The organism is Acidovorax sp. GW458-11-26-14-TSB4 (assembly GCF_059423865.1).
The window spans coordinates 426,959-453,618 of the sequence record NZ_JBWKYR010000002.1 but is presented as its reverse complement, the minus strand read 5'-3'; the positions used below and the strand labels follow the sequence as shown (position 1 = coordinate 453,618).

The following is a 26,660-nucleotide window of genomic DNA, read 5'->3' as shown; positions in this document are numbered from 1 at the left end:
AAGCTTCGAAGATTGTTATGCCAAGTTAGACGCAGTCAAAAAGACACAAAAATCTGATTGAGATCTCTATGAATTCGTTAGGCTGACCAACGTCAGCCCGACACCAAGTTATGCCTGATGACCATAGCAAGTTGGTACCACTCCTTCCCATCCCGAACAGGACAGTGAAACGACTTTGCGCCGATGATAGTGCGGGTTCCCGTGTGAAAGTAGGTCATCGTCAGGCTCTTACAGCCCAACCGCCCCCGGTACCATTTGGTATCGGGGGCGTTTGCTTTGCGGCTACGACAGGGCCTGGCAGGGCAGCACGAGAAATATTTCGTTGCCGCTGTCGAATTCGCATTCCCTGCCTCGTCGTGTATACAGAGCCTTTGCTCTGTACAACGACACAAGGAGATCCCTCATGCGATTCATGATTCTGGTCAAGGCCGATGCCAACAGCGAAGCGGGCGTGATGCCCCAGGAAGACATGCTGGCCGCAATGGGCCGCTTCAATGAAGAACTGGTGAATGCCGGCGTGATGCAGGCCGGCGAAGGCCTGCACCCCAGTTCCAAAGGCGCCCGCGTGCGCTTTTCGGGCAGGGACCGCCAGGTGGTCGATGGCCCATTCGCGGAAACCAAGGAGCTGATTGCCGGCTTCTGGATCTGGAAATGTGCCTCGCTGCAGGAGGCGATCGACTGGGTCAAGCGTTGCCCCAACCCGATGCTGGGCGAGTCCGAGATCGAGATCCGCCAGATTTTCGAGGCCGAGGACTTCGGCGCCGAATTGACGCCCGAGCTGCAGGCGCAGGAAGAACAGCTGCGCACGCGGGTGGAAGAGCAGCTGCGCCAGCAGGACGCCTGAATTTAAGTGCGGCCCATTGTCGCCATGAAGCCGACCGTTGGCCGCAAAAGCCTTCAGTTGGGCGCGGGCTGCGGCCTGGGGCCGAAGCGGTAGACGCCCTGGTCGTCGAGTGTGCGCTCGAAGCCGCCATCGAACCATAGCAGGTGCAAATGGGCCAGCGCCTCGCCCAGGGCGAAGGTCATCTGGTGCGGATCCAGGGGGCGCTTGAACATCACGGGCAGCACATCCATGGCCGACAGGGGCTTTTCGAGGCTGGCGTCCACGATTTCCTGCAGCCGTTCCTGGTGGTGGGCCTGCAGCTGCGCAATGCGCACGTGCAGGCCGGTGAAGGGTTTGCCGTGCGAGGGCAGGATCAACGTGCCAGCCGGCAGGTCCAGGTAGCGCTTGATCGAGGCGAGGAACAGGCGCAGCGGGTCTGCCTCGGGCTCGGCCGCATGCACGCTCACATTGGTGGAGATGCGCGGCAGCACCATGTCACCGCTGATGAGCACCGACAGCTCGGGGCAATGCAGTGCGATGTGCTCCGGGGCGTGGCCATAGCCGCTGATGCAGTTCCAGGTGCGCCCGCCGATCTCGATGGCATCGCCGTCCATCATGCGCCGGTAGGTGGCGGGCAGCTCGGGCACCATGGATTGGTAGTACGAGCCCCGGCCCTGCACATGGGCAATGAACTCTTCATTGCGCGCACCGTGGGCCAGGTAGAAATCGGCGCTGGCCTCACCGCTGAACCCGTCGCTCTGGATGGCTGCGCGGGCCGCGTAGTAGTCGGTGGCACTGATCCACAACCGTGCATTCCAGCGCGCGCACAGCCAGTGGGCCAGGCCGATGTGGTCGGGATGCATGTGCGTGACGACCACGCGCAGGATGGGCAGGCCGTCCAGGCTGGAGGCGAACACGTCCTCCCACTGCGCGCGCGTGAGCGGGTTGTCGATGCAGCAGTCCACCACCGTCCAGCCTTCCACCAGGGTGTTGCCCACCCTCTGCCGGTCGCGCAGCAGCCACAGGTTGATGTGGTCCAGCGCGAACGGCAGGCCCATGCGGATCCAGCGCACCCCGGGGACCACGTCCATCGCCACCCCGGGCGTTGGAAGGGTGTCGCCCATGGGGTAGGTGATTTGGTGTTCGAGGGGGTTCATGCAGGGCCTGCTTGGGTTAGCATTGACGTTAACGTAAACGTCAGATTCATTGCATTGTAGGGACGGATCGCAAAGCGGCTGTCGCCAGTGCGAAACCCGTCTTCCTGCACGAAGCCCATGGCCACCTCCTACACCATCAGCGACCTCGCCAAAGAGTTCGACCTCACGACGCGCGCCATGCGCTTCTACGAAGACATGGGCCTGCTGCAGCCCGAGCGCACCGGCCCGGCGGGCCGCAACCGCATCTACAGCGCGCGCGACCGCACCCGGCTGCGGCTGACCCTGCGCGCCAAGCGCCTGGGCCTGTCGCTGACCGAGGCCAAGGAGATCATCGACCTCTACGACAGCCCGCGCGACACGGGCGCGCAGCTGCGCAAGTTCCTGGAAGTCCTGGGCGCCCACCGCAAGCAGCTGGAGGAGCAACTGGCCGACCTGCAGGCCAACCTCGAAGAGGTGGAAGAGCACGAGCAGGAGGCCCGCGCACTGCTCGACAAGGTGGAATCGCAAAAATGATCCATAATTGACGTTTACGTAAACGTCAATTCGTTCATCCTTTCAGGAATCTGCCGTGACCAGCCCAGCTTTCGAGGTGAGAACCCCGCGCTACGCGGAGCGCGTGCGTGACAGCTTTGCCCTGCAGGGCGCCATGCAGACGCTGGGTGCCCGCCTGGCGCGCGTCGAGCCCGGCGCGGTGGACATCGAACTCGACTGGGCAGCGGGCCTCACACAGCAGCACGGCTTCCTGCACGCCGGCATGGTGGCCACGGCGCTCGATTCGGCCTGCGGCTACGCCGGCTTCACCCTGATGGCCGAAGACGCCGCCGTGCTCACCATCGAATTCAAGATCAACCTGTTGGCCCCGGCCCAGGGCGAGCGCTTTCGCATGGAAGGCCGGGTGCTCAAGCCCGGCCGCACCATCACCGTGACCGAGGGGCGCGCCTACGCCGTGGGCTCCCAAGGTGAGAAGCTGGTGGCCACCATGGGCTGCACGCTGATGGCCGTGACCGGCCGCGAAAACATTCGCAATTGACACCTTCGTACCCCGAAACCACACCACGTCCTACCAGGAGACAACCATGAGCATTCCCGCGAACCTGCCCGGCCTGAATTTCCAACTGGGCGAAGACATCGACGCCCTGCGCGACGCCGTGCGCGATTTCGCCCAGGCCGAGATCGCGCCGCATGCGGCCGAGATCGACCGCAATGACCAGTTCCCCATGGACCTGTGGCGCAAGATGGGTGAGTTGGGCGTGCTGGGCATCACCGTGCCCGAGCAGTACGGCGGCGCCGCCATGGGCTACCTGGCACACATGGTGGCCATGGAGGAGATCTCGCGCGCCAGCGCCTCGGTGGGCCTGTCCTACGGCGCGCACAGCAACCTGTGCGTGAACCAGATCAACCGCAACGGCAACGAGGCGCAGAAGGCCAAGTACCTGCCCAAGCTGATCAGCGGCGAGCATGTGGGCGCGCTGGCCATGAGCGAGCCCGGTGCCGGCTCGGACGTGATCAGCATGAAGCTCAAGGCCGAGGACAAGGGCGGCTACTACCTGCTCAACGGCAACAAGATGTGGATCACCAACGGCCCCGACGCCGACACCCTGGTGGTGTACGCCAAGACCGAGCCCGAAATGGGCGCGCGCGGAGTGACTGCCTTCCTTATCGAGAAGGGCATGCCCGGCTTCAGCATCGCGCAAAAGCTCGACAAGCTGGGCATGCGCGGCAGCCACACGGGCGAGCTGGTGTTCAACAACGTCGAAGTGCCGGCTTCGCAGGTGCTGGGCGGCCTCAACCAGGGCGCCAAGGTGCTCATGAGCGGCCTGGACTACGAGCGCGCGGTATTGACCGGTGGACCTCTGGGGATCATGCAGTCGGTGATGGACAACGTGATCCCTTACATTCACGACCGCAAGCAGTTCGGCCAGAGCATTGGCGAATTCCAGCTCATCCAGGGCAAGGTGGCCGACATGTACACCGTGCTCCAGGCGGGGCGCTCGTTTGCCTACACGGTGGCCAAGAACCTCGACATGCTGGGAACCGACCATGTGCGCCAGGTCCGCAAGGACTGCGCCAGCGTCATCCTCTGGTGTGCCGAGAAGGCCACCTGGATGGCGGGCGAGGGCGTGCAGATCTTCGGCGGCAACGGCTACATCAATGAATACCCCCTGGGTCGTCTGTGGCGCGATGCCAAGCTGTACGAGATCGGCGCCGGCACGAGCGAGATCCGCCGCATGCTGATCGGCCGGGAGCTGTTTGCCGAGACCTGCTGAAATCCGGCAGGCCGATTGACCTTTCAAAAAGCCAGAGAGACCCCATGCCCGCATCCATCGAAGACCTGTTTGTCCACAACCGCGCCTGGGCGGCCCAGATGGAGCGCGAGCGCCCCGGCTTCTTCACCGGCCTGCTGGCGCAGCAAAAGCCCAAGTACATGTGGATCGGCTGCTCCGACAGCCGTGTGCCGGCCAACCAGATCACCGGGCTGGAGCCGGGCGAGGTGTTCGTGCATCGCAACGTGGCCAACGTGGTGGTGCCCACCGACCTGAACTGCCTGTCCACCGTGCAGTATGCAGTGGACCAGCTGCATGTCGAGCACCTGATGGTCGTGGGCCACTACGGCTGCGGCGGCGTGCTGGCCGCGCTGGAGGGCATGCGCGTGGGCCTGGCCGACAACTGGATCCGCCACGTGGCGGACGTGCGCGACCGCCACCGCGAGCTGATCGCCTCCATCGCCCCTGAATGGCGCCACGACGTGCTGTGCGAACTCAACGCCATCGAGCAGGTGGTCAACGTTGCCCAGACCACGGTGATGCTCGACGCCTGGGGCCGCGGCCAGAAGGTCACGCTGCACGGCTGGTGCTACGGCCTCAAGGACGGCCTGATCAACGACCTGAACATGTCGGTGGACAGCACCGAGGGCCTGGAGTCGCTGTACAAGGCCGCCATCGCCGGCGTGGCGGAAACCCGGCGGGGCTGAGCCCGCAGTCCTGCAGGATAGCCAGCGCATGTTCCCGCAACGGCTCGATGCTCCCCAGGCGTACGACATCGCCAAGGCGATGATGGACGGCTTCAACCGCCATTACCGCCTGTTCCGCACCGAGTCCGCGCGCGCCAAGCACCGTTTCGAGACGGCGGACTGGCACGGCCAGCAGCGTGCCCAGCGCGAGCGCATCGAGTTCTATGACCTGCGCGTCAAGGAATGCGTGCGCCGCCTGGAGAAAGAGTACGACGCGGGCACCCAGCCCATGGACGTGTGGCACCAGGTCAAGCTGCATTACATCGGCCTCCTGGTGAACCACCACCAGCCCGAGCTGGCCGAGACCTTCTTCAACTCGGTGACCTGCAAGATCCTGCACCGCACGCACTTCCACAACGATTTCATCTTCGTGCGTCCGGCCGTCAGCACCGAGTACATCGAGAACGAGGAGCCTGCCGCGCGGCCCACCTACCGCGCCTACTACCCAACGCCCGAGACCCTGCAGGCCACGCTCACCCGCATCATCGACAACTTCCAGCTGCAGGGCAGCTTTGCGGACCTGCCGCGCGACACGGGGTACGTGCTGCGCGCCATGCAGGGCCGGCTGGACAAGGTGCGCCTGCGCACCAACTTCCAGATCCAGGTGCTGGCCAGCCTGTTCTTTCGCAACAAGGGCGCCTACGTGGTGGGCAAGATCATCAACGGCTTCCACGAAGTGCCGTTCGCCCTGCCCATCCTGCACGATGAGGCGGGCAAGCTCACCATCGACGCGGCGCTGTTCGGCGAGGACGACCTGCAGATGCTGTTCAGCTTCGCGCGCGCCTATTTCATGGTGGACATGGAGATCCCGAGCGCCTACGTGCAATTCCTGCGCAGCCTCATGCCGCGCAAGCCGCGCGCCGAGATCTACAACGCCCTGGGCCTGGCCAAGCAGGGCAAGACGCTGTTCTACCGCGACTTCCTCTACCACCTCAGGCATTCAAGCGACCGCTTCCGCATCGCGCCCGGCATCAAGGGCATGGTGATGCTGGTGTTCGACCTGCCGTCCTTCCCCTTCGTGTTCAAGCTCATCAAGGACTACTTCCCGCACCAGAAGGAGACCACGCGCGAGCAGATCAAGGCCAAGTACCTGCTGGTCAAGCAGCACGACCGCGTGGGCCGCATGGCCGATACGCTGGAATACAGCGAAGTGGCCTTCCCGCGCGACCGCTTCAGTGACGAGCTGATCGCCGAGATCCAGAAGTTCGCGCCCAGTCAGCTGGAGATCAGCGACCGCGACGGCGATGGCCAGACCGAGGTGATCATCAAGCACCTGTACATCGAGCGGCGCATGATCCCGCTCAACATCTACCTGCAGGAGGCCTTCGACACCGGCCTGTCGGACCCCCGTGCGCGCCAGCAGATGGAGCACAGCGTGATCGAATACGGCAATGCCATCAAGGACCTGGTGGCCGCCAACATCTTCCCGGGCGACATGCTGTGGAAGAACTTCGGCGTGACGCGCAACGGCAAGGTCGTGTTCTATGACTACGACGAGATCGAGTACCTGACCGACTGCCACTTCCGCCGCGTGCCTGCGCCGCGCACCGAGGAAGAAGAGATGAGCGGCGAGGTCTGGTACCCCGTGGGCCCGCGCGATGTCTTCCCCGAGACCTTCGCCCCCTTCCTGCTGGGCAACGACGCCGTGCGCGCCGTGTTCATGCAGCACCACGCCGACCTGCTCGACGCCGCCTTCTGGCAGTCGCACAAGGAGCGCATCCAGGCCGGCCATGTGTACGACGTGTTCCCCTATGACACGGACCGGCGCTTCCTCGCACGGCCGCGCGATTGATTTCCCTTCTACCCCTATCCAACCCACTGCAGGAGACATTGCCATGAGCAACCAAGCCCAAGACCCCATCGTCATCGTCGGCGCCGCACGCACCCCCATGGGCTCGCTGCAGGGCGACTTCTCCAGCCTGGCTGCCCATGACCTGGGCGGCGCCGCGATCAAGGCCGCGCTGGAGCGTGCCGGCGTGCAGCCCGATGCCGTGGGCGAAGTGCTGTTCGGCAACTGCCTGATGGCCGGCCAGGGCCAGGCCCCGGCGCGCCAGGCGGCCTTCAAGGGCGGCCTGCCCAAGGGCGCGGGCGCGGTCACCCTGTCCAAGATGTGCGGCTCGGGCATGAAGGCCGCGATGATGGCGCACGACATGCTGCTGGCCGGCACGCACGAGGTCATGGTGGCCGGCGGCATGGAGAGCATGACCAATGCCCCCTACCTGCTGCAGAAGGGCCGCGGCGGCTACCGCCTGGGCCATGACCGCATCTTCGACCACATGATGCTCGACGGCCTGGAAGACGCCTACGAACCCGGCCGCTCCATGGGCACCTTCGGCGAGGACTGCGCGGCCAAGTACCAGTTCACGCGCGAGCAGCAGGACGCGTTTGCCACCGCCAGCGTGCAGCGCGCCAAGGCCGCCACCGAGTCGGGTGCCTTCGCGGCCGAGATCGTGCCCGTCACCGTCAAGACCCGCACGGGCGAGACCGTGGTGTCGGTGGACGAAGGCCCGGGCAAGGTCAAGCTCGAAAAGATCGCCACCCTGAAGCCTGCCTTCAAGAAGGACGGAACCATCACCGCCGCATCGAGCTCCAGCATCAACGATGGCGCCGCCGCTCTGGTGATGATGCGCGAATCCACCGCGAAGAAGCTGGGAGCCAAGCCGATTGCCCGCGTGGTGAGCCACGCCACGCACGCGCAGGAGCCCGAATGGTTCGCCACCGCGCCGCTGGGCGCCACGCAGAAGGCGCTGGCCAAGGCCGGCTGGGCCGTGGGCGACGTGCAGCTGTGGGAGATCAACGAGGCCTTCGCCGTGGTGCCCATGGCCCTGATGAAGGAGCTCGACCTGCCGCACGACAAGGTCAACGTGAACGGCGGCGCCTGTGCCCTGGGCCACCCCATCGGCGCCAGCGGTGCGCGCATCCTGGTCACGCTGATCCATGCCTTGCAAGCCCGCGGCCTGACCAAGGGCCTGGCCACGCTGTGCATCGGTGGCGGCGAAGCTACGGCCATGGCCATCGAATTGGCCTGATTCCGGCCAACAATAGCGGCCTTGCCACCACCATCCTCCGCACCGGAGCCTGCCGCCATGCACGCCACCCCTGCCGCCGTCACCGCCTTCTGGCGCGAGTTCGCCGACACCGAGTCTGCCTTGCACGCCCTGCCGCTGCGCGAACGGGTGGAGGAGGGCAATGCCCTGCTGGAGCGGCACCTGGAAGGCCTGGCGCTGGAGATGTCCGGCGGCGATGGGGATGTGGTGGTCGACCTGATCGTCACCGCCCACGGCAGCATCGAGTGCTTCCCCCTGCTCATGCAGGTGGTGGCGGCCGCGCCCAAGCAGCTGCGGCACCACCGGGTGAGCGCATTTCGCGAGCGCACAGAGCAGCCGGACTTTCCCATTGGCATGGACGGCTTCGAGCTGTCCACCTCCGAGGTGTTGATCGCGCTGGGCCAGGACGACGGGCAGGCGGCGCTGGAGATCCGGTTCGCCCGCGAGATCCCCCAGGATTTTCAGGACCACGCGCGCAATATGGCCTTCATCATGATCGACCATGTGCTGGGCGAATACGACTTTGCCGTGAAGGTCGGCGCCGTGGACTTCGTGGAGGAATCCATGGACCCCGGTGCCGAGTGGACGCCCCTGTCGCTGCTGCCGCCCGTGTTCGACCGCTACTGGACCGGGGTGTTGGGGCGCACCGGCGAGTTCCCGACCGGCGAGCACGACTGGGACGGCATGACGCTGGCCTTTGGCGGCGCCGATGGCGATGCGGGTGAGCCTGGGGACGAGGCCATCGTGATGATCAACCGCAGTGCCAACCCGGTCGCCATGCGGGCCGACCTGGCGTATGCGCTCACGCTGGACCTGGCCGTGAACGATGGCGACGAGCTGGACACCGTGCGCGACCTGCAGGACCAGGCCGCCACCCTGCTGGAGCTGCCGCAGCTGGGCATTCTGGCCTACACCATGACCCGGGCCGGGCGCCGCAAGGCGGTGTATTACGTGGGCGACGAGCCCATGGCCCGCCAGGTGCTGGCGCCGCTGTTGTTGCGGGAGGCCGCGGCTTCGCTCGAAATTTCCTCCACCTTCGATCCCGCCTGGTCGGGCTACTTTGAGTTCGCCGTCCACTGACGGCTTGTCGACACCACACACGGATCTCCTTTTCATGGCCACCATCCTCATCATCGGCGCATCGCGCGGCATCGGCCTGGAGCTGGTGCGCCAGTACACGGACGCGGGCGAGCGGGTGATCGCGACCGCGCGCGACGACGACGGGCGCGCGCGCCTGCAGGCGCTGGGCGCGCAGGTGCTCACCGTGGACGTGGCCAATCCCGCCAGCGTGAGCGGCCTGGCCTGGCTGCTCGACGGCGAGAAGATCGACCTGGCCCTGTACGTGGCCGGTGTGATCCGCCGGCCCAATGCCCTCACGCCGCCCACGCAGCAGGACTTCGACGCCGTGATGCATACCAATGTGCTGGGTGCCATGCAGGCCCTGCCGCAGGTGGCGCCCATGGTGACCGATGCCGGTGGCGTGTTCGCTTTCGTGTCCAGTTCCATGTCCCAGATCGGCAGCGTGGACGACAGCGAATCCTGGCTGTACCGCACCAGCAAGGCCGCCCTCAACATGGCCGTGGCTGCGGCACAGCACGACTATCCGGGCGCCATCCTGATCACCATCGACCCCGGCTGGGTGCAGACCGACATGGGCGGCGGCGAAGCGCCCCTTTCGGTGCAGGAGAGCGTGCAGGGCATGCGCGCCACCCTGGCGGGCGTGACCGCGGCCGACAAGGGACGCTTGCTGCACCACGACGGCAGGCGCGCGGCGCACTGGTAGCCCCTTCTTTCAACAACGAACCCCCAAGAGATTCCGGAGACAAGCCCATGCTGCTGACCCAAGACCAGGAAATGATCCGCGACGCGGTGCGCGACTTCGCGCAGGCCGAGCTGTGGCCCCACGCCGCGCGCTGGGACAAGGAGCACCATTTCCCCCAAGAGGCGCACCAGGGCCTGGCCGCGCTGGGCGCCTATGGCATCTGCGTGCCCGAGGAGTTTGGCGGCGCCAACCTCGACTACCTCACGCTCGCCCTGGTGCTCGAAGAGATCGCTGCCGGAGACGGCGGTACCAGCACCGCCATCAGCGTGACCAACTGCCCCGTCAACGCCATCCTCATGCGCTATGGCAACGCGCAGCAGAAGAAGGACTGGCTCACGCCCCTGGCCCAGGGCCGCATGCTGGGCGCCTTCTGCCTGACCGAGCCGCATGTGGGCTCGGACGCATCGGCACTGCGCACCACGGCCGTGCGCGAGGGCGACGGATACGTGATCAACGGCGTCAAGCAGTTCATCACCAGCGGCAAGAACGGCAACGTGGCCATCGTCATCGCCGTGACCGACAAGGGCGCGGGCAAGAAGGGCATGAGTGCCTTCCTCGTGCCCACCGACAACCCCGGCTACGTGGTGGCACGGCTCGAAGACAAGCTGGGCCAGCACAGCAGCGACACGGCGCAGATCAATTTTGACAACTGCCGCATTCCGGCCGAGAACCTGATCGGCGCCGAGGGCGAGGGCTACAAGATCGCCCTGGGCGCGCTCGAAGGCGGGCGCATCGGCATCGCCGCGCAGAGCGTGGGCATGGCGCGCAGCGCCTTCGAGGTGGCGCTGGCCTACTCCAAGGAGCGCGAAAGCTTCGGCACCGCCATCTTCAACCACCAGGCGGTGGGCTTTCGCCTGGCCGACTGCGCGACGCAGATCGAGGCCGCGCGCCAGCTCATCTGGCATGCGGCCGCGCTGCGCGACGCCGGGCGCCCCTGCCTCAAGGAAGCGGCCATGGCCAAGCTGTTCGCCAGCGAGATGGCCGAGCGCGTGTGCAGCGCCGCCATCCAGACCCTGGGCGGCTACGGCGTGGTCAACGACTTCCCGGTGGAGCGCATCTACCGCGACGTGCGCGTGTGCCAGATCTACGAAGGCACGAGCGACGTGCAGAAGATCATCATCCAAAGAGCTTTGGCCTGAGGGGCCAGGGCGCTCAGGCGCCCGGCTACCGCAGCCACTGCGCGAGCAGGGCGTGCAGCGTGTCGGCGTCGACCGGCTTGCGCAGCACCAGGTAGCCTTGGGCGTCGGCCTCCTGCAGTTCGGGGGCGTCGAATTCGCCGCTGACCATGGCGCCGTGGGCGTCGGGGCAGCGCTCCAGCAGCGCCAGCAGCACCTCGAAGCCGCTTTCGCCCGAGCGCAGCCGCTGGTCGCACAGGATGGCCTGCGGCGTGAACCCGGCTTCGATGTGGGCAAAGGCCTCGGCCGCATTGGAGGCCAGGCGGACTTCCACCTCCCAGGTGCCGAGCAGGGCCGCCCAGGCGCCCAGCACATGCGGGTCGTCGTCGAGCACCAGGCAGCGCCCCGGCAGCGGGCCGTGCTGCCCCTGTGCGTCCAGTGGTGCCCACTGCGCCAAGGGGGGCGCTTCGGCGGCGGGCAGCTCGACCCAGAAGCACGAGCCCCTGCCGAGCCGGGACTGGAGGCCCTGCCGGGCACCCATCAGCGCCACGCAGCGTGCCACCACGGCCAGCCCCAGGCCGTGGCCGCTGCGGTGCAGCTGCCATGCATGGTGGGGGCGGTAGAAGGCCTGGTAGATCTGGCCCTGCTCTTCCAGGGCGACCCCGACCCCCGTATCCCAGACCTCGATGCGCCAGTGCCCGCCGCGCCGCCGTGCACCCACCAGCACGCCGCCGTGCGGTGTGTAGCGCAGTGCGTTGTGCACCAGGTTGGCCAGCGACTGCCGGGCCAGCGCCGGGTCGGCCAGCACGGTGGCGTGGGCCGGCGGCCGGTGCAGCCGCAGGGCCAGGCGGCGCGCGCCCGCCTCGGCGGCGAACTGGGTGTGGATGTCGTCGAACAGCCCGTGCAGCGACAGCGCGGCGGGCCGCAGCTCCACGGCGCCCGACTCGATGCGCGACAGGTCCAGCAGGGCATCGAACATGTGGCTCACCGAGCGCATGCTCAGCCGCCACTGCGTGAGCAGCCCCTCCAGCCGCGGGATGTCCTTGCCGTGCAGGGCGATGGCCTCGGCCAGCAGGCCCATGGCGTGCACGGGCTGGCGCAGGTCGTGCGCGGCGGTGCTCAGGAAGCGGTTCTTCTCCGCCAGCGCCATCTCGGCCGCGCTGCTGGCCTGGCGGTAGCGCTCGGCCAGGTCCCGGCTGTGCTCTTCGAGCGCCACCTGGCGCACGAAGAAGCGGTGCGAGTGGATGGCGCTGCGGTAGATCACCACCATCATCACCAGGGCGATGGGCAGGGTGAAGTACCAGTGGCTCTTGAAAGCCCAGGGCATCAGCACGAGGCTGCCGCCCATGCCGAAGAAGAAGGCGCGGTAGACTGCCCATGAGGCCGACATCTGGGCGGCGAGGACGGCTACCGTGCCCATCAGGGCGGCATACACCAGCAGCATGAAGTCATAGCTGGCACTGCCCATGGACAATGCCACGGCCGATGCCAGCGCCACGCCATGGGCCAGTGCCAGCCGCTGCACCCGGGGCTGCCAGGTGGCAAGCAGATCGGCGGGCGGGTGTTCGAGCTGCTCGCGCCGGTAGCGGCGCAGCAGGTGCCATGCATACCACAGGGCTGGCAGGTACAGCGCGCCCCCGATGAAGAAGCCCCGGGGGTCGCCACCGAGCCAGGCCAGCAGCCCGCCGAACAGGAAGCCCATGGCGGGCATGGCCGCCATGCTCAGGCGCAGGCGCGCGAAGGCGGCGCTCAGCAGGCGCAGTTGGCCCGCGTCGCTGGGTATGGGGGTATCGGGGGCGGGCGCTGGCCTGTCCATGTGCAATGCGTGCGTCCGGTCAGTGGGCGTGTTGGGGCGCCAGCCACTGGGCCAGCACGGCATGCAGCTTGACCACGTCGAGCGGCTTGGGCAGCACCAGGTAGCCCTCGCCTTCGGCTTCCAGCAGCTCGGGCGAGCGCAGTTCGCCGCTGACCATGGCGCCGTAGGCGTCGGGGCAGTGTGCCATCAGCGCGCGCAGGATGTCGAAGCCGCTCTCGCCCGAGCGCAGGCGCTGGTCGCACAGGATGGCCTGCGGGGTGAAGCCCGCGCCCACCAGCGCCCAGGCCTCGCTGGCGCAACTGGCGCAGCGGGCGGTGATGCCCCAGGCCTGCAGCAGCGCGGCCCAGGCGCTCGCCACCTGCGGGTCGTCGTCGATGACCAGGCAGGTGCCCGACAGCGGGCCCAGGTCGGGGCGGCCGGTGCTTTCGCCCGCCTCCCATGCCACGCTGCTGGGGCGCGCGGTCAGGGAGGGGTGGCGCGTGACCGGGGTGGCCGCGGGCAGGTGCAGCCAGAAGCGCGAGCCCCGGCCCAGGCGCGATGCCAGTCCATAGTCGGCCCCCATGAGCTTGGCGCAGCGCGCCACCACGGCCAGGCCCAGGCCATGGCCGTTGTTGTCGATGTCCCAGGCGTGCTGCGGGCGGTAGAACGGGGCATAGATGCGCGGCTGGTCCTCCAGGGCCACGCCCACCCCGGTGTCCCAGACCTCGATTTGCCAGCCGCCACGGCGCCGGCGCGCGGTGAGCAGCACGCCGCCGTGCACGGTGTAGCGCAGTGCGTTGTGCACCAGGTTCACGACCGACTGGCGCAGCAGGTCGGCATCGGCCAGCACGGCGGCCGCGGGGCCCGGGGGGCGCACGCGCAACTGCAGCCCGCGCGTGCGCGCCTCCTCGCGGAACAGCGTGAGCACGTCGCCGAAGAGGGCATCCATGGCCACTGGCCCGGCCTGCACGGCCACATGGCCGCTTTCGATGCGCGAGAGGTCCAGCAGCGCGTTGAACATGCGGTTGACCGAGTGCACGCTGCGCTGCAGGTCGGCCAGGGGCGCATCCAGGCCGCTGTCGCGGTTGCGGCGCGCAATGGCCTCGGCCAGCAGGCCCATGGCGTGCACGGGTTGGCGCAGGTCGTGCGCGGCGGTGCTCAAGAAGCGGTTCTTTTCTTCCAGGGCCGCCTGGGCTTCATCACGGGCCGCCAGGTAGCGCGCCGCCATCTGTGCGCCGCGCTCTTCCAGCCGGATCTGCTGCACGAAGAAGCGGTGCGTCGTGTGTGCGTGGCGGTAGATGATCAGGCTGTGCAGCAGCGCCAGCGGCAGGACGAAATGCCAATGGTCCGGAAACAACCAGATCAGGAGGGGCAGCGATGCATTCCAGCCCGCCATGAACAAGCGCATGAACACGCTGAGCACGGGCGTCTGGAGCGTGGCATTGCCGACGATGATGGCGGCGTTGGTCACCAGCAGCAGCAAGGCGAAGTCGTAACTCGCATGGCCAGCCACGATGGCCATGGGCGCGGTGATGCCCGCGCCGTGCAGCAGCGCAAAGTGCTCGAGCCGGGGTTTCCACTTGCGTACCAGGGCATCCGCATCCAGGCGCCTGCGGTCGCGCAGGTGCATGCGGCGCTGCACGAACATCACCCCGGCGAAGAGGACGTAAAAGCAGCACCACGCCCACATCCACCGCGCGTCATGGGCCTGTGCGTAGAACAGTGTGAGCGTCAATGCCAGCAGCGGCAGCACGAAGATGCTGGTGAGCAGGAGGCGAAAAGTCATCTCCAGCAGGCGCGCCTGCCCCTCCATGCTGATAGGGGCGTCGTCGGACCCGTCGGCCGGTGGCGCTGCTGGAGGCGAGGCCATCAGCCTGCGGGCCCCGCCGCCAGCACCAGCCTGCGCCCGCGCAGCTGGGTGATGGCCTCGATGCGGTTGCGTGCACCCAGGCGCTGCAGGATGGCGGTGACATGCTCCTTCACGGTGCTCTCCGACAGGGCCAGGTCCAGCGCGATGCGCTTGTTGGGCTGGCCGAGCAGCACCAGGGCCAGGATCTCGCCCTGTCGCGCGGACAGGCCCAGCTCGGCCGGGGTCACGGGCAGCTCGCGGCTGCGCAGGCCGCCGGACTGCACGCGCCCGGTCGGCACGAACCAGGTCAGGCCGCCCAGCAGCGCATGCACGGCCTGGGCAAAGGTGTTGGGGCTTTCCTGTTTGTGCAGGAAGCCGTGTGCGCCACCTGCGCGGGCGCGCTCGCTGACCAGCGGATCGTCGTCGCCGCTCATGACCACGATGGGCGTGTCCGGGCAGCGTGCCCGCAATTGCGCGATGAGGCCGAGCGCCGCTCCCTCCGCCAGCCAGAAATCGATGAGGGCGAGCGCGGGGGCTCCATGCAGCACCACCTGCTGCAGGCAGTCGGCCGCATCGGTGGCCAGCCGCACTTCCAGGTCGGGACGCAGCGAGCGCAGGAATTCCGCCACGCCGCGCGCGACCAGGGGGTGGTCGTCGAGGATGAGTGCGTAGGGGGGCGTGGTGTGCATTCGGTGGAGAGAAGAGGGGCCGGCGCGCGGCGCGGGTCGATTCTGCCAAGTGTTGCGCAGGCGGGCCGCCGCGCAAACCCTACCGAAGTAGGGGGTGCGCCAGTCCAGGGCCGCGAGGACTTCGGCCGCCGAGACGCATCCGCTACATCCTGATACGTCCTTCGCGGGTCTCCAGCCGTTGGTGGTGACCCGGGTCACCGGCAGTGGGCGCATGCCCGCCGGACACTCGCGTTACACCAACCAGGTGGGCCCCACAGGATGCGATTGCATGTCCGGAGTGCCTGCCATTTCGAGAGGAGCTTCCCATGCTGAATATCCCTGGCGCGCTGCGCTGTGAAGGGCTTACCGCCCGCAGGCCGCACCATGCCGCAAAGCGCTTGCTGATCGCCGCGGTGGTGAGCGTGCTCAGCGCTTGTGGCGGTGGGGGCGACAGCCCGGCAACGGGCAATGAAACCACCACACCTACTACGCCTACCACGCCTACCACGCCTACAAACCCGCCCGCAGAGGTGCGCTGGACCGTCGGCGGCACGGTGACGGGGCTGGCTGCGGGCCTGACGCTGGTGCTGCAGAACCAGGGCCTGGACGACTTCACGGTGGGCGCCAACGGCAGTTTCGTGATGGCCGCCAGTTGGCCCGCAGGCAGCCGCTATGACGTGGCCATCAAGACCCAGCCCGCCGGACAGCTGTGCACGGTGGCGAAAGGTTCGGGCACCCTGACCGCCGCGGTGACCGATGTCGCCATCGCCTGCGAGACGCTGCCCGTTGCGATGTACACGCTGGGCGGCACGGTGAGCGGGTTGGCCACGGGGTCTTCGCTGGTATTGCACACCAGTGCGGGAGAGGACCTGGTGATTCCTGCGGACGGACGCTTCACCTTCACGACCCCCTTGCCCGGCGGGGCCGATTACACGGTGACCGTGAAGGGCGCGCCGGCCGCACAGCAATGTGCCGTGCGCAACGGGGTCGGCACCATGCCGTACACGCTCGTGGATACGCTCAGCGTGCGTTGCACGGTACCTGGCGCCTTGCCGCGGGGCTTGTGGGTGCAGGAAGCCTGCCAGCCACCTGGCCTGCTGGGCCCTTCCAGCCGCGTGGTCCTGCAGTTCGGTGAGGCCACCGCGGGATCTCTCAACTACAACAATGGGTGGGTGTATTACCCCAGCGAGGCATGTCCTGGCGAGGGCCGGTACAACTCGAGTTCCAAGATCACGGTCCGGACATTCAAGGTCGAGCGGACCGAAGGCTCGGCGCAGTTCGCGGCGCACTGGGGCACCTCGGATCTGCTGCTGCCCTACCAGGAGCGCAAGGACGTGTGGGTGCGCAAGGAGGCACGCTTGTGCATCCTGGAGGGCGCAACGCAAGCGGCCTATCCCACGCTCGCCAGCCTGGAGCCAGCGGTCACCGCCGCCATCGCAGGCGGCAAGTGCTACACGCCGTACTGACCGGGGCCCTTCAACCCGCGCTGTCGCGCTTGCGCAGCACCACGGTGATCTGGCCGTTGGTCTCGATGGTGGCGCGCTCCACCTCGTGCAGGTGCAGGCAGCCGCCGGCGCGCAGCGCGGCCTCCAGATCGTCGGTGGACAGCAGTTCCTTGCGCATCAGGTCGGCGCGCACCTGGCCGTGCTCCACCAGCACGCGCGGGGTGCCGTCGATCAGCCGCTCCAGCCAGGGGGTGCGGTAGGTCAGGTGGGCCAGCACCACGTGGCAGGCGATCAGCGTGGTCGCCGAGATGAGCCCGCCGATGAGCGAGTTGTCGCCCGCATTCATCGAGTTCTGCACGGCGTTCGACAGAATCAGCAGCAGGATCAGGTCGAAGGGCGCGTACTGCCCCGTCTGGCGTTTGCCCGTGAGGCGCAGGAACACCAGCAGGAAGACATAGACCACCACCCCCCGCAGCACGAATTCCCACCACGGCACGCTCATTTCCCACATGGTTCAACTCCTCGGACATGGATGTCCATGGGTGCCAGTCTACGGTGCGCGCGCGTCGGCGAAAATCAGGCCCTGCGGTTCCTTGCGTTTGACCAGAGAAAGAAGTACCTCGCCATGCTGCGTCGCGAATTCCACCACCATACCAGCGCGGGCGCGCTGGGCGCCTTGCTGCTGGCCGTTGCCAACCGTGCCCATGCCCTGACGCTGGCCGACCTGTCGGCCGCCGACACCTCGGGCGGGCTCAAGGCCGCCCTGTCCCAGGGGGTGCAGGCGGCCGTCGCCTCGCTCGGCCGGCCCGACGGCTTTCTGGGCAACCCCCGGGTGCGCATCGGCCTGCCCGGCCAGCTCGACGACGCCGCCAAGCTGCTGAAGTCGCTAGGCCAGGGCCGGCGCATCGACGAGCTTGTCACCTCCATCAACCGCGCCGCCGAGGCTGCCGTGCCGCTGGGCAAGGACCTGCTGGTGCAGGCCGTGCAGAACATGACCGTGACCGACGCCCGCAGCATCCTGACGGGTGGCGACACCTCGGTGACGGCCTTCTTCGCGGAGAAGACGCGGGCCCCCTGGGCGAACGCTTCCTGCCCGTGGTGAACCAGGCCACGGAGAAGGTCGGCGTGACGCAGAAGTACAACGCGTTCGCGGGCAAGGCGGCCAGCTTCGGCTTGCTCAAGGCCGAGGACGCGCACCTTGCGCAGTACGTCACCGGGCGCACGCTCGATGGGCTGTACCTCATGATCGGCGAGGAAGAGCGGGCGATCCGCCAGAACCCGGCCGCTGCGGGCAGTGCCCTGGCCAAGAAGGTCTTCGGCGCAATCCGCTGAAGAGGATTTGCCCGTGGCATCTTCCGACACCATTGCCTGCCCTTGCGGCCAGCTCAACGCGCGCCAGAAGCCCCTGGCCTACGCCGACTGCTGTGGTCGTTTTGTGGAGCACTTCGACACCACGCCCGCGCCCGATGCGCAACACCTCATGCGCTCGCGCTACAGCGCCTTCGTGCGCGAGCGGGCCGACTACCTGCAGGCCACCTGGCACCCGCGCACGCGGCCTGCCGATCTCGACTTCGACCCCGCCACGCGCTGGCTGGGCCTTTCGGTGCGCAGCCAGCGCAGCACGGGCGAGGACACGGCCGAGGTCGAGTTCGTCGCGCGCTACCGCGTGGGCGGAAAGTCCGTGCGTCTGCACGAGACCAGCCGCTTCGTGCGCGAAGACGGGCGCTGGTTCTATGTCGACGGCGACCAGCAATGAGCATTTTTTCCTTTCCATCTTGCGAACCTTGACCCATGACCTTTGAAGCCATCCTGTTCGACTGCGACGGCGTGCTCGTCGACAGCGAGCACATCACCAACGGCGTGCTGCGCACCATGCTCAACGAAGCGGGCTGGGCCATCACGCACGACGAATGCATGGCCTACTTCATCGGCCGCACGGTGCGCAGCGCCACGGCCCGCATCGAGGCCGAGACCGGCAAGCCCCTGACCGACGAATGGATGGCCAGCTTCTACGCCCGGCGCAATGCCGAGCTGGATCAGCACCTGGTCGCCATCGAGCACATCCACCCGACCATCGAGCGCGTGCACGCCCACCATGGCGGGCGCATCGCCTGTGCTTCGGGGGCCGACCGCTTCAAGGTGGAGATGCAACTGGTCAAGGTGGGGCTCATGCCGTACTTTGAGGGCCGCATCTTCAGCGGCCACGAGGTGCCCCACACCAAGCCCGCACCCGACGTGTACCTGGCCGCCGCCGCGGCGCTGCAGGCCGATCCCCTGCGCTGCGCGGTGGTGGAAGACACCACCATCGGCGTGACGGCCGGTGCCGCCGCGGGCGCCACGGTGTTCGCTTACGACCCCCTGGGCGTGGGCGAAGAGGCCCTGCGGGCGGCCGGTGCATCCCAGGTGTTCCGCAGCATGGCCGAGCTGCCGGCCCTGCTGGGCTGCTGAGCCTTACACTCCCGCGCAGAGCGCATGTTCGCGCCGGGAGGGAAAGCTGTGGCCACACTGCAAACGGCGGTGCGTTGGATGGGCTTGGCGCTGGCCGTGGCGCTGGCCGGGTGCTCGTCTGTGCGGCCCTGGATCAACGAACCCATGCCGCTGGCCGAGCAGGCGATCACACAGCGGCCCTCGCAGCGCGATCCGAGCATCCTCGTGGCGGTCACGCTTTCGGGCGGGGGCGCGCGGGCGGCGGCCTTCGGCTTTGGCGTGCTCACCGAGATGCAGAACACGGTGTTCGAGTGGAATGGCCGGCGCACCACCTTGCTCGATGCCACCGACGTGGTCAGCGGTGTCTCGGGCGGCAGCATCGTGGCGGCCTATTACGCGGCGCATGGAATCGAGGGCTTGCCGCGCTTCGAGCACGAATTCCTGCGCCAGAACTTCCAGAACAGCCTCATCACCCAGGCCCTGCGCCCTGGCAATCTGGTGGACCTGACCTCGCCCTGGTTCGGTCGCACCCACCTGCTGGCGCGCCGGCTCGATGAGCTCTATGCCGGCAAGACCTTTGGCGACGTGGAAAAGCGCCCGCGCCACCCGCAGCTGTTCATCACCGCGACCGACATGTCGCTGGGCACAGGCTTCGAGTTCACCTGGGAGCAGTTCGCGCTGATCTGCTCGGACCTGCGCTCGGTGCCGCTGTCCTTTGCGGTGGCTGCGTCCTCGGCCGTGCCGCTGCTGCTCAGCCCCATGACGCTCAAGAACCATGCGGACCAGTGCACCGGGCGCCCCGCAAGCACCCACCTGGCACGCGCCACCGCCAGCGACTACCGCTCGCGGCTGTACCGGGTCAACGAGCAGAGCTACCTGGATGCGAAGCGCAAGCCCTATATCCACCTGGTGGATGGTGGATTGTCTGACAATCTGGGGGTGCAGCGCCTGCTGGATCGGGCGCTGGCCGGCGGCGGCCTGCGCGAGAGCTTCAGCGAGGTGGGCATTCCCCCGGGCAGCATCCGCAAGCTGGTGCTGATCACGGTGAATGCCGAGCGCGACCCATCGTTCAACATCGACACCAGCGACAAGGTGCCCGACATGCTGCAGGTGGTGGATTCGCTGCTGTTCGGCACCGGCGCGCGCGCCACGCGCGAGACGCAGGAATACCTGCGCGACATCACCGAGCAATGGCGCAAGACCCTGGCCGAGCACCCGCACAGCGGCGGCGACGTGTTCGCGCCCAATGCAGAGATCCATGTGGTACCGGTCAATCTGCGCGATTCGCCCGACGACGTGGCGCGCCCGCGCCTGTTGCAGATCCCCACGGCGTTCTCCATCGAACAGCACGAGGTGACGGACCTGATCGAGGCCGGCGGCAGCGTGCTGCGACACTCGCCCGAGTTCCGGGCGCTGGTGAAGTCGCTGCCGGTGTACCGCGCACCCCCCGCGCCGCCGCAATAGCCGGTTCGCGGCTGCGGGATCAGGGCCGCGGCTCCGCCCCGGTGCCAGGGTGGTCCGGCTCCATCATCGCGCGCACCAGCCCGGTGAAGGCCAGTGCCGCCGGCGACAGGGTGCGGTGTGTGAGCCAGACGATGCTGTAGTGCGTCTGCATGGGCGCTTGCTTGCGGATCGGCAGGCGTTCGAGCAGCTCGGTTGCGTGGTGGAAGCCCGCATGGTCCGGCGCGAGGATGACTGCATTCGCGGTCAGGGCCAGGTGCTGCAGCGTGCCCAGGTCGTCGCAGATGACACTGAAGAACGAGCGGTCCCGGCGCTGCACCTGCGCGTCGAAGTGTGCCGCCACACCGCTGGGCAGGTTCGGGCCGGCGACGGGGTAGTCCATCGCCTGATCCAGCGCCACGGGCTGCAGGGCCAGCAGCGGATGCCCGGCACGCACGAAGAACGATACGGGAATGTTGGGCAGGCGCTTGCGTTGCAGCCCGGGCTGCTGCTGCAGGTCGCGGGTGTCGGCGATGAACAGGTCGAGTTGCCGGCGGTGCAGGCGCTCGGCCAGCGCATTCGGGTCGGCGACTTCGATGCGTATCGACAGTTGGGGATAGCGCTGGGCCATGCGCGCCAGCACGGGGCGGCCCAGCATGCCCGCCGCAAACGGACCCAGGCCCACGCTCAGCTGGCCCACCGCCAGGCCCTGCAGCAACTGCAGGTCGCGCGGGATCTGGTCGGCATCGGCCATCAGCGCCTTGGCGCGCGCCAGCACCAGTTCGCCGGCCGTGGTGAAGCGCACCTGGCCATAGGCCCGGTCCACCAGCCGGGCCTGCAAAACCTCTTCCAGGTTGTCGATGCTGCGCGAGAGCGCCGGCTGGGACAGGTGCACCGCCTCGGCCGCTCGCCCGAAGCTGCCTTGTTCGGCCAGGGCGATCAAGTGGCGCAGCTGGCGCAGTTGCATTTTGCGTTTTGTTTAAAAAGAGACCACCTATTTTGCATTGGATATTCATTTGCATCCTGCTCAGAATGGCCTGTATTCCCCACAAAAAAGGAGACAAGCCATGGCAATCCATCCCTTTCCGCTCCCCTGGACCTTGGCGGGGCCGTTGGCCGCCTGCATGGCCCTGCTTGTGCCTGCCGCCCTGGCGCAGGCACCGGATTTCCCCCACAAGGCAGTGACCCTGGTTGTGCCCTACCCGGCGGGTGGCGGCACCGACGTGGTCGCCCGCTCGGTGGCGGAGCAGATGGCGCGGCTGCTGGGCCAGCCGGTGGTCGTGGACAACAAGCCCGGCGCCAGCGGCATCATGGGCACCAGCGCCGTGGCCAAGGCCGCACCCGATGGCCACACCGTGCTGGTCGGCCTGACCCACTCGCTGCTGACCAACCCGTTTCTCTACGCCAGGCTGCCTTATGACCCGCGCAAGGACCTGGGCCTGGTCTCGCTGGTCGCCACCTCGCCGCTGTTGCTGCTGGTGCCCGCCAGCTCGCCGGCCCAGAACCTCGCCGACCTGCAGCGAACCCTGCGCGCCAGGAGCGACGGCGGCAACTGCGGCTCGTGGGGCGCCGGCTCGTACCCGCACCTGGCCTGCGCGCACATGGCATCGAGCTGGAAGGCGCCCATCGCCCACATTGCCTACAAGGGGGAAGCCCCGATGCTGCAGGACCTGGTGGGCGGCCAACTGAGCTTCACCATCGGCAGTGCCATCTCCGCCAAGCCCTACATGGATGCGGGCAAGCTGCGGGCGCTGGCCGTCACGGGCAGCCAGCGCCTTCCCATGCTGCCGGCCGTGCCCACCTTCGCCGAGGCCGGCTTCGCCGACCCCGAGTACCGCGTGGTCGGCTGGCTGGGCCTGGCCGTGCCGCAGGCCACACCGCCCGCGGTGGTGGCGCGCCTGCAGCAGGCCGTGCAGCAGGCTGTGACCACGCCCGAAGTGGGCAAGCGCTTCGCCCAGCTGGGCATGCTGCCCGTGGGCAGCACGGCCGAGCAGTTCCGCCAGAGCTATGCAGCCGACCTGCCGGTCTGGGAGCGCCTGGTGCGCACTTCAGGGGCGCAATTGGATTGAAGTGAAGCACCCCCTGAGTCGCTTCGCGCCTTCCCCCTCTCTCGGCTCGCTGCGCGAGTCGGGAGGGGGACGCCCCCGGTGCGGCGGGGCGGCCCTTGCACGGGGGCACTGGCTTTGGCCGCGCCAGTTTCATGCGTCGCGGGTAGAGCGCAGTGCAATGGATCACTGAAGACAAGTATTGCAACATGACTACCAACAACCCTGTCCCCCTTTCGCCCGACCCCGTGACGCGGGGCTTCATCGCCACCTGGCCCAACGCCGAGGTGCGCGATGCCACGGGCCGCGTCGTCTGGACCCTGGCGGGCTACGAGTTCCTGGACGATGCCGAGCCCGCACCCAGCGTTCACCCGGGCCTGTGGGCCCATGCGCGGCGCAACCTGGCGCATGGCCTGTTCCAGGTCACGGAGCGCATCTACCAGGTGCGTGGCTTCGACCTGGCCAACATGACGCTGATCGAGGGCGATAAGGGCGTGGTCATCATCGACCCGCTGACGTGCGCCGAGACGGCCGAAGCGGCGCTCAGGCTCTACCGCGCGCACCGCGGCGAGCGGCCCGTGACGGCGGTGGTCTACAGCCACAGCCATGTGGACCATTTCGGCGGCGTGCGCGGCGTGATCGACGAGCAGGATGCGATCCGCCGGCGCGTGCCCATCATCGCGCCGGCAGGCTTCGTCTGGCACACCGTGGCCGAGAACATGGTGGCCGGCAACGCCATGTCGCGGCGCTCGCAGTTCCAGTTTGGCCATACGCTGCCGCGCGGCGTCTGCGGCCAGGTCGATTGTGGGCTGGGCAAGAGCCTGCCGCACGGCACGGTGACGCTGATACCGCCCACGATGACCATCGAGAAGGACCGCGAGCGCCACGTGATCGACGGCGTCGAGATCGTTTTCGCCCTGGCGCCCGAGAGCGAGGCGCCCTCGGAGATGTTCTTCTTCTTTCCCGGGCTGCGGGCGCTCAACCTGGCCGAGATTGGCCAGCAGAGCATGCACAACCTCTGCCCCCTGCGCGGCGCCCAGGTGCGCGATGCGCGCCTGTGGTCGCGCTACCTGGACGAAGCGCTGCACGAGTTCGCGCCGCATGCCGACGTGGTGTTCGCCCAGCACAACTGGCCCACCTGGGGCCAGGCGGAACTGAGCCGCTTCATCGCAGAGCAGCGCGACCTGTACAAGTACACCCACGACCAGACCGTGCGCCTCATGAACCAGGGCCAGACCGCCGTGGAGATCGCCGAGGTGCTGCGCCTGCCGGCTGAGCTGGCTGGCGTCACGCACGCTCAGGGCTACTACGGCACGCTGGTGCACAACGTCAAGGCCGTGGTCCAGCACTACCTGGGCTGGTACGACGGCAACCCGGCGCGCCTGCATGCGCTGCCGCCGGTCGATGCCGGCACGCGCTATGTGGAATACATGGGCGGCGCCCAGGCGCTGATGGCACGTGCCCAGGAGGATTTCGAGCGCGGCGAGCACCGCTGGGTGGCCGAGGTCACGGCCCACCTGGTGTTTGCCGACCCGACCCACCAGGGCGCCCGCGCCCTGTGTGCCGCGGCGCTGGAACAACTGGGCTTTGCCAGCGAGTCCGCCACCTGGCGCAATGCCTATCTGCTGGCGGCACGCGAGCTGCGCAACGGCGTGCGCACCGGCCCCCGGCGCAGCCTGGGCTATGACCTGATCAAGGCCGTGCCCATGGAGATGTTCCTCGACTGCCTGGCCGTGCGCCTGGTGGCCGAACGCGCCAGCGGCCAGGTGCTGCGCCTGGGCTGGCGGGTCACCGACACCGGCGAGCACTGGTTGCTGAGCCTGGGCAATGCGGCGCTGACCTACCGGCGTGCTGATGATGCCGACATGGCCTTGGATGCCGCCATCGCGGTCAGCCATGAAGAGCTGGCGCGCCTGTTGGCCCATGGGGATGGCGTGGCAGCAGCTTTGACTGCCGGGATCGCAGAGGGCCGTGTTGGCGTGACCGGCGACGTGCCACGGGTCCATGCCTTCCTTGCGATGCTGGAGGAGTTCACACCCATGTTCAACGTCGTTGAGCCCTGAGCGCCTGGGTTGCAGGCCGCAGAATCAGGGCCGGGTGTCGGGCGCGGGCGTGGTCGGCACGTCCTGCTCCTCGGCGGCCTCGGTCTGCGCCGCCATGGCGCGCTGGTAGCCCGGGCGCTGCTGCAGCCGGTGCCAGTACATCAGCGTGCGCTCGCCGAATTCGGGCGACAGGCCCAGGTGCTCGGCCAGCAGCAGCGCATAGCCCACCGACACGTCGGCCGCGGTGAAGCGGCCCGCGCACAGATGCTCGCCATGGGCCAGGGCGGCTTCCACCGCGCGCAGGCGGGCCAGGAACCAGCGGCGGTAGTCCTCCACCACCTGGGGCTGCTGGCGTTCCCGGGGCTCGAAGCGGCTGTAGCGCAGCACCAGGGTCTGGGGGAAGGTCAGCGTGGCCTCGCCCAGGTGCAGCCAGTTGAGGTAGGCGCCGTAGGCCGGGTCCACGGCGCGCACGTCCAGCCCGGCATCGGGGTGGGCGGCGGCCAGGTACTGGCAGATGGCGGCCGATTCGGTCATGCGCACGGCGCCCTGCAGGAACAGGGGCACCGTGCCCAGCGGGTTCAGTTCGAGGAAGCTGCGCGCCTTCATCCGCGGCGGAAAGGGCAGCATGTGCAGCGAGTACGGCAGTTGCAGCTCTTCGAGCATCCACAGGGGGCGGAAGGAGCGCGCGCTGACGCAGTGGTACAGGTGGATCATCGGCATCGGGGCCAGTGTAGTGCTGTGGCATGGGGTGGGTGTTTCCCATGCCGCCATAGCGGTTGCAGATCATGCCGCCGTGCGCGCCAGGCGGCGGTATTCGGCGGGGGAATGCCCGGTCCATCCCTTGAAGGCGCGGATGAAGCTTTTCTCGTTGACGAAGCCGGCCGCCTCGGCCACCTGCTTGATGGGGCGGTCGCTGCGGTGCAGCAGCTCCATGGCACGGGCCTGGCGCACCTCGTCCTTGAGGCCCTGCAGGGTGGCCCCTTCCTCCTTGAGCTGGCGGTGCAGGGTGCGCGGCGACACGTGCAGCAGGTGGGCCAGCGATTCGGCGCTGTGAGCGGCCAGCGCCTGGCCCGGGTGGCCCGGCAGGGGCGCGCCGAGCAACTGGCGCACGCGCGCCACGAGCAGCCGGTCGCGCCGGTACTGCAGCACCGTGAGCGGCAGCGCGTGCTGCAGCATCTGGCGCAGCGCGGCCTCGTCGCGCCGCAGGGGCAGGCTGAGGTAGCGCGCGTCGAAGTGGATGGCCGTCTGCGGGGCGTTGAAGCGCACCGATCCCCCGGGGAACAGCACGCCGTAGGCTTCGGCATGCGGCGGCGCGGCAAAGGCGAACTCGGCCGCCAGCAGCGGCACGCGCGAATCCACCATCCAGCAACCCAGGCCCAGGGCATTGCGAAGCACCGAGACCAGGCAGAACTCGCGCAAGGAACCCAGGTCGCGGTTCTCCACAATGGCCAGCGTGGCCGTGCTGTCGGCCTGGGTGAGGTGCAGCGTGATGTCGTCGGCCAGCAGGCCATGGTGGCGGCACCAGCGCTTGAGCGCCACCCCCAGGTCGGGCGAGCTGATGGAGGCGCGCGCCAGCATGCCGTAGCTGCCCCAGGGCAGGCGCCGGCCGAACCAGCCCAGGGCCTCGTCGTCGAGCTCGCGCATGGCCGCGCCCGAGATCTCCTCCATCTGCCAGGCGGTGATGCGGGCACCCTCGTCGAACAGCAGGCCGGGCGCAATCTGTGCCTGGGCCAGGGCCCAGGCGGGGTTCATGCCGCGGCGCCTGTAAGCGAGTGCAATCGCCTGCACGAAGGCGATGGGGGTGGCGGCTGGCGCGGCTTTGGGGGCGGGCAGGCCCTCGGGGGCCGCAAAGGCGGGGGATTTCACGGGTGCCAGTGTGCCCGAGGTGTGGCACGATTTGCAACCTTTGTGTCAAGCAGGGGCCGTGGCAGGCTCCTATGCTTGCATACCGTCCCGCCATTCACTCACTTGAGCG

At 68.0% G+C, this 26,660-nt stretch carries 24 protein-coding genes, 1 rRNA gene and 1 pseudogene; 18 read left to right on the top strand and 8 right to left on the bottom strand.

What is annotated here, in order from left to right; all coding sequences use genetic code 11:
• The first annotated feature begins 113 nt into the window (after positions 1 to 113).
• Together rrf and AC07X5_RS08580 are read left to right on the top strand one after the other, a co-directional pair.
• Positions 114 to 226 (top strand): 5S ribosomal RNA (gene rrf / locus AC07X5_RS08585).
• A 177-nt stretch (positions 227 to 403) separates the two neighbouring features.
• Positions 404 to 844 carry a YciI family protein gene (locus tag AC07X5_RS08580; protein WP_409954814.1) on the top strand — a complete coding sequence of 147 codons (441 nt, stop codon included), beginning with the start codon at positions 404 to 406 and terminating at the stop codon, positions 842 to 844.
• A 53-nt stretch (positions 845 to 897) separates the two neighbouring features.
• On the opposite strand, the gene AC07X5_RS08575 is transcribed toward AC07X5_RS08580, so the two are convergent.
• Positions 898 to 1,980: an MBL fold metallo-hydrolase gene (locus AC07X5_RS08575; RefSeq protein WP_494769776.1), complete on the bottom strand. Its 1,083-nt coding sequence runs from the start codon at positions 1,978 to 1,980 to the stop codon at positions 898 to 900.
• Between the two features lie 117 nt (positions 1,981 to 2,097).
• Here AC07X5_RS08575 and AC07X5_RS08570 point away from each other — a divergent pair, with 117 nt between their 5' ends.
• From AC07X5_RS08570 to AC07X5_RS08530, 9 genes are read left to right on the top strand one after another with little or no spacing between them, the layout of a single operon-like run.
• Entirely contained in the window at positions 2,098 to 2,493 is a 396-nt protein-coding gene (locus AC07X5_RS08570; RefSeq protein ID WP_184857113.1) for a MerR family transcriptional regulator, read from the top strand.
• 55 nt (positions 2,494 to 2,548) lie between these two features.
• The gene (locus AC07X5_RS08565) at positions 2,549 to 3,010 is read left to right on the top strand and encodes a PaaI family thioesterase (RefSeq protein WP_409954812.1); all 462 of its coding nucleotides are present in this window, start codon (positions 2,549 to 2,551) and stop codon (positions 3,008 to 3,010) included.
• Positions 3,011 to 3,056: 46 nt separating this feature from the next.
• Positions 3,057 to 4,247 (top strand): isovaleryl-CoA dehydrogenase, encoded by a 1,191-nt coding sequence (locus tag AC07X5_RS08560; protein ID WP_494769775.1) that lies wholly within the window; start codon positions 3,057 to 3,059, stop codon positions 4,245 to 4,247.
• A 44-nt stretch (positions 4,248 to 4,291) separates the two neighbouring features.
• Positions 4,292 to 4,951, top strand: a complete 660-nt coding sequence (gene can, locus AC07X5_RS08555) for a carbonate dehydratase (protein ID WP_494769774.1) — start codon at positions 4,292 to 4,294, stop codon at positions 4,949 to 4,951.
• Between the two features lie 28 nt (positions 4,952 to 4,979).
• Positions 4,980 to 6,782, top strand: a complete 1,803-nt coding sequence (aceK, locus tag AC07X5_RS08550; protein ID WP_494769773.1) for a bifunctional isocitrate dehydrogenase kinase/phosphatase — start codon at positions 4,980 to 4,982, stop codon at positions 6,780 to 6,782.
• Positions 6,783 to 6,825: 43 nt separating this feature from the next.
• Positions 6,826 to 8,019, top strand: a complete 1,194-nt coding sequence (locus AC07X5_RS08545) for an acetyl-CoA C-acyltransferase (RefSeq protein WP_409962175.1) — start codon at positions 6,826 to 6,828, stop codon at positions 8,017 to 8,019.
• A gap of 57 nt (positions 8,020 to 8,076) precedes the next feature.
• Positions 8,077 to 9,117, top strand: a complete 1,041-nt coding sequence (locus AC07X5_RS08540; RefSeq protein WP_494769772.1) for a DUF695 domain-containing protein — start codon at positions 8,077 to 8,079, stop codon at positions 9,115 to 9,117.
• 34 nt (positions 9,118 to 9,151) lie between these two features.
• The gene (locus AC07X5_RS08535) at positions 9,152 to 9,820 is read left to right on the top strand and encodes an SDR family oxidoreductase (protein WP_494769771.1); all 669 of its coding nucleotides are present in this window, start codon (positions 9,152 to 9,154) and stop codon (positions 9,818 to 9,820) included.
• Positions 9,821 to 9,867: 47 nt separating this feature from the next.
• Positions 9,868 to 10,998 carry an acyl-CoA dehydrogenase family protein gene (locus AC07X5_RS08530; protein WP_494769770.1) on the top strand — a complete coding sequence of 377 codons (1,131 nt, stop codon included), beginning with the start codon at positions 9,868 to 9,870 and terminating at the stop codon, positions 10,996 to 10,998.
• A 25-nt stretch (positions 10,999 to 11,023) separates the two neighbouring features.
• Here the strand turns inward: AC07X5_RS08530 and AC07X5_RS08525 are convergent, their stop codons facing one another.
• From AC07X5_RS08525 to AC07X5_RS08515, 3 genes are read right to left on the bottom strand one after another with little or no spacing between them, the layout of a single operon-like run.
• Positions 11,024 to 12,790, bottom strand: coding sequence for an ATP-binding protein (locus AC07X5_RS08525; protein WP_494769769.1), 1,767 nt, complete (start codon positions 12,788 to 12,790; stop codon positions 11,024 to 11,026).
• Between the two features lie 19 nt (positions 12,791 to 12,809).
• Positions 12,810 to 14,639, bottom strand: coding sequence for a hybrid sensor histidine kinase/response regulator (locus AC07X5_RS08520; RefSeq protein WP_494769768.1), 1,830 nt, complete (start codon positions 14,637 to 14,639; stop codon positions 12,810 to 12,812).
• Positions 14,639 to 15,307 (bottom strand): LuxR C-terminal-related transcriptional regulator, encoded by a 669-nt coding sequence (locus AC07X5_RS08515; RefSeq protein WP_409962188.1) that lies wholly within the window; start codon positions 15,305 to 15,307, stop codon positions 14,639 to 14,641. Before AC07X5_RS08515 ends, AC07X5_RS08520 begins: the two co-directional genes overlap by 1 nt.
• 305 nt (positions 15,308 to 15,612) lie before the next feature.
• On the opposite strand from AC07X5_RS08515, the gene AC07X5_RS08510 reads away from it, so the two are divergent.
• Entirely contained in the window at positions 15,613 to 16,752 is a 1,140-nt protein-coding gene (locus AC07X5_RS08510) for a hypothetical protein (protein ID WP_494769767.1), read from the top strand.
• A gap of 10 nt (positions 16,753 to 16,762) precedes the next feature.
• Here the strand turns inward: AC07X5_RS08510 and AC07X5_RS08505 are convergent, their stop codons facing one another.
• Entirely contained in the window at positions 16,763 to 17,242 is a 480-nt protein-coding gene (locus tag AC07X5_RS08505) for a DUF421 domain-containing protein (RefSeq protein ID WP_409962191.1), read from the bottom strand.
• A gap of 21 nt (positions 17,243 to 17,263) precedes the next feature.
• Between AC07X5_RS08505 and AC07X5_RS08500 the strand changes: the two are divergent.
• The 4 genes and pseudogenes from AC07X5_RS08500 (at position 17,264) to AC07X5_RS08485 (ending at position 20,622) form a co-directional block, all read left to right on the top strand.
• Positions 17,264 to 18,063 (top strand): annotated as a pseudogene (locus AC07X5_RS08500) (DUF4197 domain-containing protein).
• Between the two features lie 13 nt (positions 18,064 to 18,076).
• Positions 18,077 to 18,487: a YchJ family protein gene (locus AC07X5_RS08495; RefSeq protein ID WP_494769766.1), complete on the top strand. Its 411-nt coding sequence runs from the start codon at positions 18,077 to 18,079 to the stop codon at positions 18,485 to 18,487.
• A 35-nt stretch (positions 18,488 to 18,522) separates the two neighbouring features.
• Positions 18,523 to 19,179, top strand: coding sequence for an HAD family hydrolase (locus AC07X5_RS08490; protein WP_409963588.1), 657 nt, complete (start codon positions 18,523 to 18,525; stop codon positions 19,177 to 19,179).
• Positions 19,180 to 19,227: 48 nt separating this feature from the next.
• Positions 19,228 to 20,622, top strand: coding sequence for a patatin-like phospholipase family protein (locus AC07X5_RS08485; protein WP_494769765.1), 1,395 nt, complete (start codon positions 19,228 to 19,230; stop codon positions 20,620 to 20,622).
• A 19-nt stretch (positions 20,623 to 20,641) separates the two neighbouring features.
• Here the strand turns inward: AC07X5_RS08485 and AC07X5_RS08480 are convergent, their stop codons facing one another.
• Positions 20,642 to 21,565, bottom strand: coding sequence for a LysR family transcriptional regulator (locus AC07X5_RS08480; RefSeq protein ID WP_494769764.1), 924 nt, complete (start codon positions 21,563 to 21,565; stop codon positions 20,642 to 20,644).
• 100 nt (positions 21,566 to 21,665) lie between these two features.
• On the opposite strand from AC07X5_RS08480, the gene AC07X5_RS08475 reads away from it, so the two are divergent.
• Both AC07X5_RS08475 and AC07X5_RS08470 read left to right on the top strand, forming a co-directional pair.
• Positions 21,666 to 22,667 carry a Bug family tripartite tricarboxylate transporter substrate binding protein gene (locus AC07X5_RS08475; protein WP_494769763.1) on the top strand — a complete coding sequence of 334 codons (1,002 nt, stop codon included), beginning with the start codon at positions 21,666 to 21,668 and terminating at the stop codon, positions 22,665 to 22,667.
• A gap of 185 nt (positions 22,668 to 22,852) precedes the next feature.
• Positions 22,853 to 24,706, top strand: a complete 1,854-nt coding sequence (locus tag AC07X5_RS08470) for an alkyl/aryl-sulfatase (protein WP_494769762.1) — start codon at positions 22,853 to 22,855, stop codon at positions 24,704 to 24,706.
• Positions 24,707 to 24,730: 24 nt separating this feature from the next.
• Here the strand turns inward: AC07X5_RS08470 and AC07X5_RS08465 are convergent, their stop codons facing one another.
• Complete coding sequence (locus AC07X5_RS08465) at positions 24,731 to 25,399, bottom strand: glutathione S-transferase family protein (RefSeq protein ID WP_409963590.1); 669 nt, start codon at positions 25,397 to 25,399, stop codon at positions 24,731 to 24,733.
• A gap of 69 nt (positions 25,400 to 25,468) precedes the next feature.
• Positions 25,469 to 26,551, bottom strand: a complete 1,083-nt coding sequence (locus AC07X5_RS08460; RefSeq protein WP_494769761.1) for an AraC family transcriptional regulator — start codon at positions 26,549 to 26,551, stop codon at positions 25,469 to 25,471.
• Positions 26,552 to 26,660: the final 109 nt, after the last annotated feature.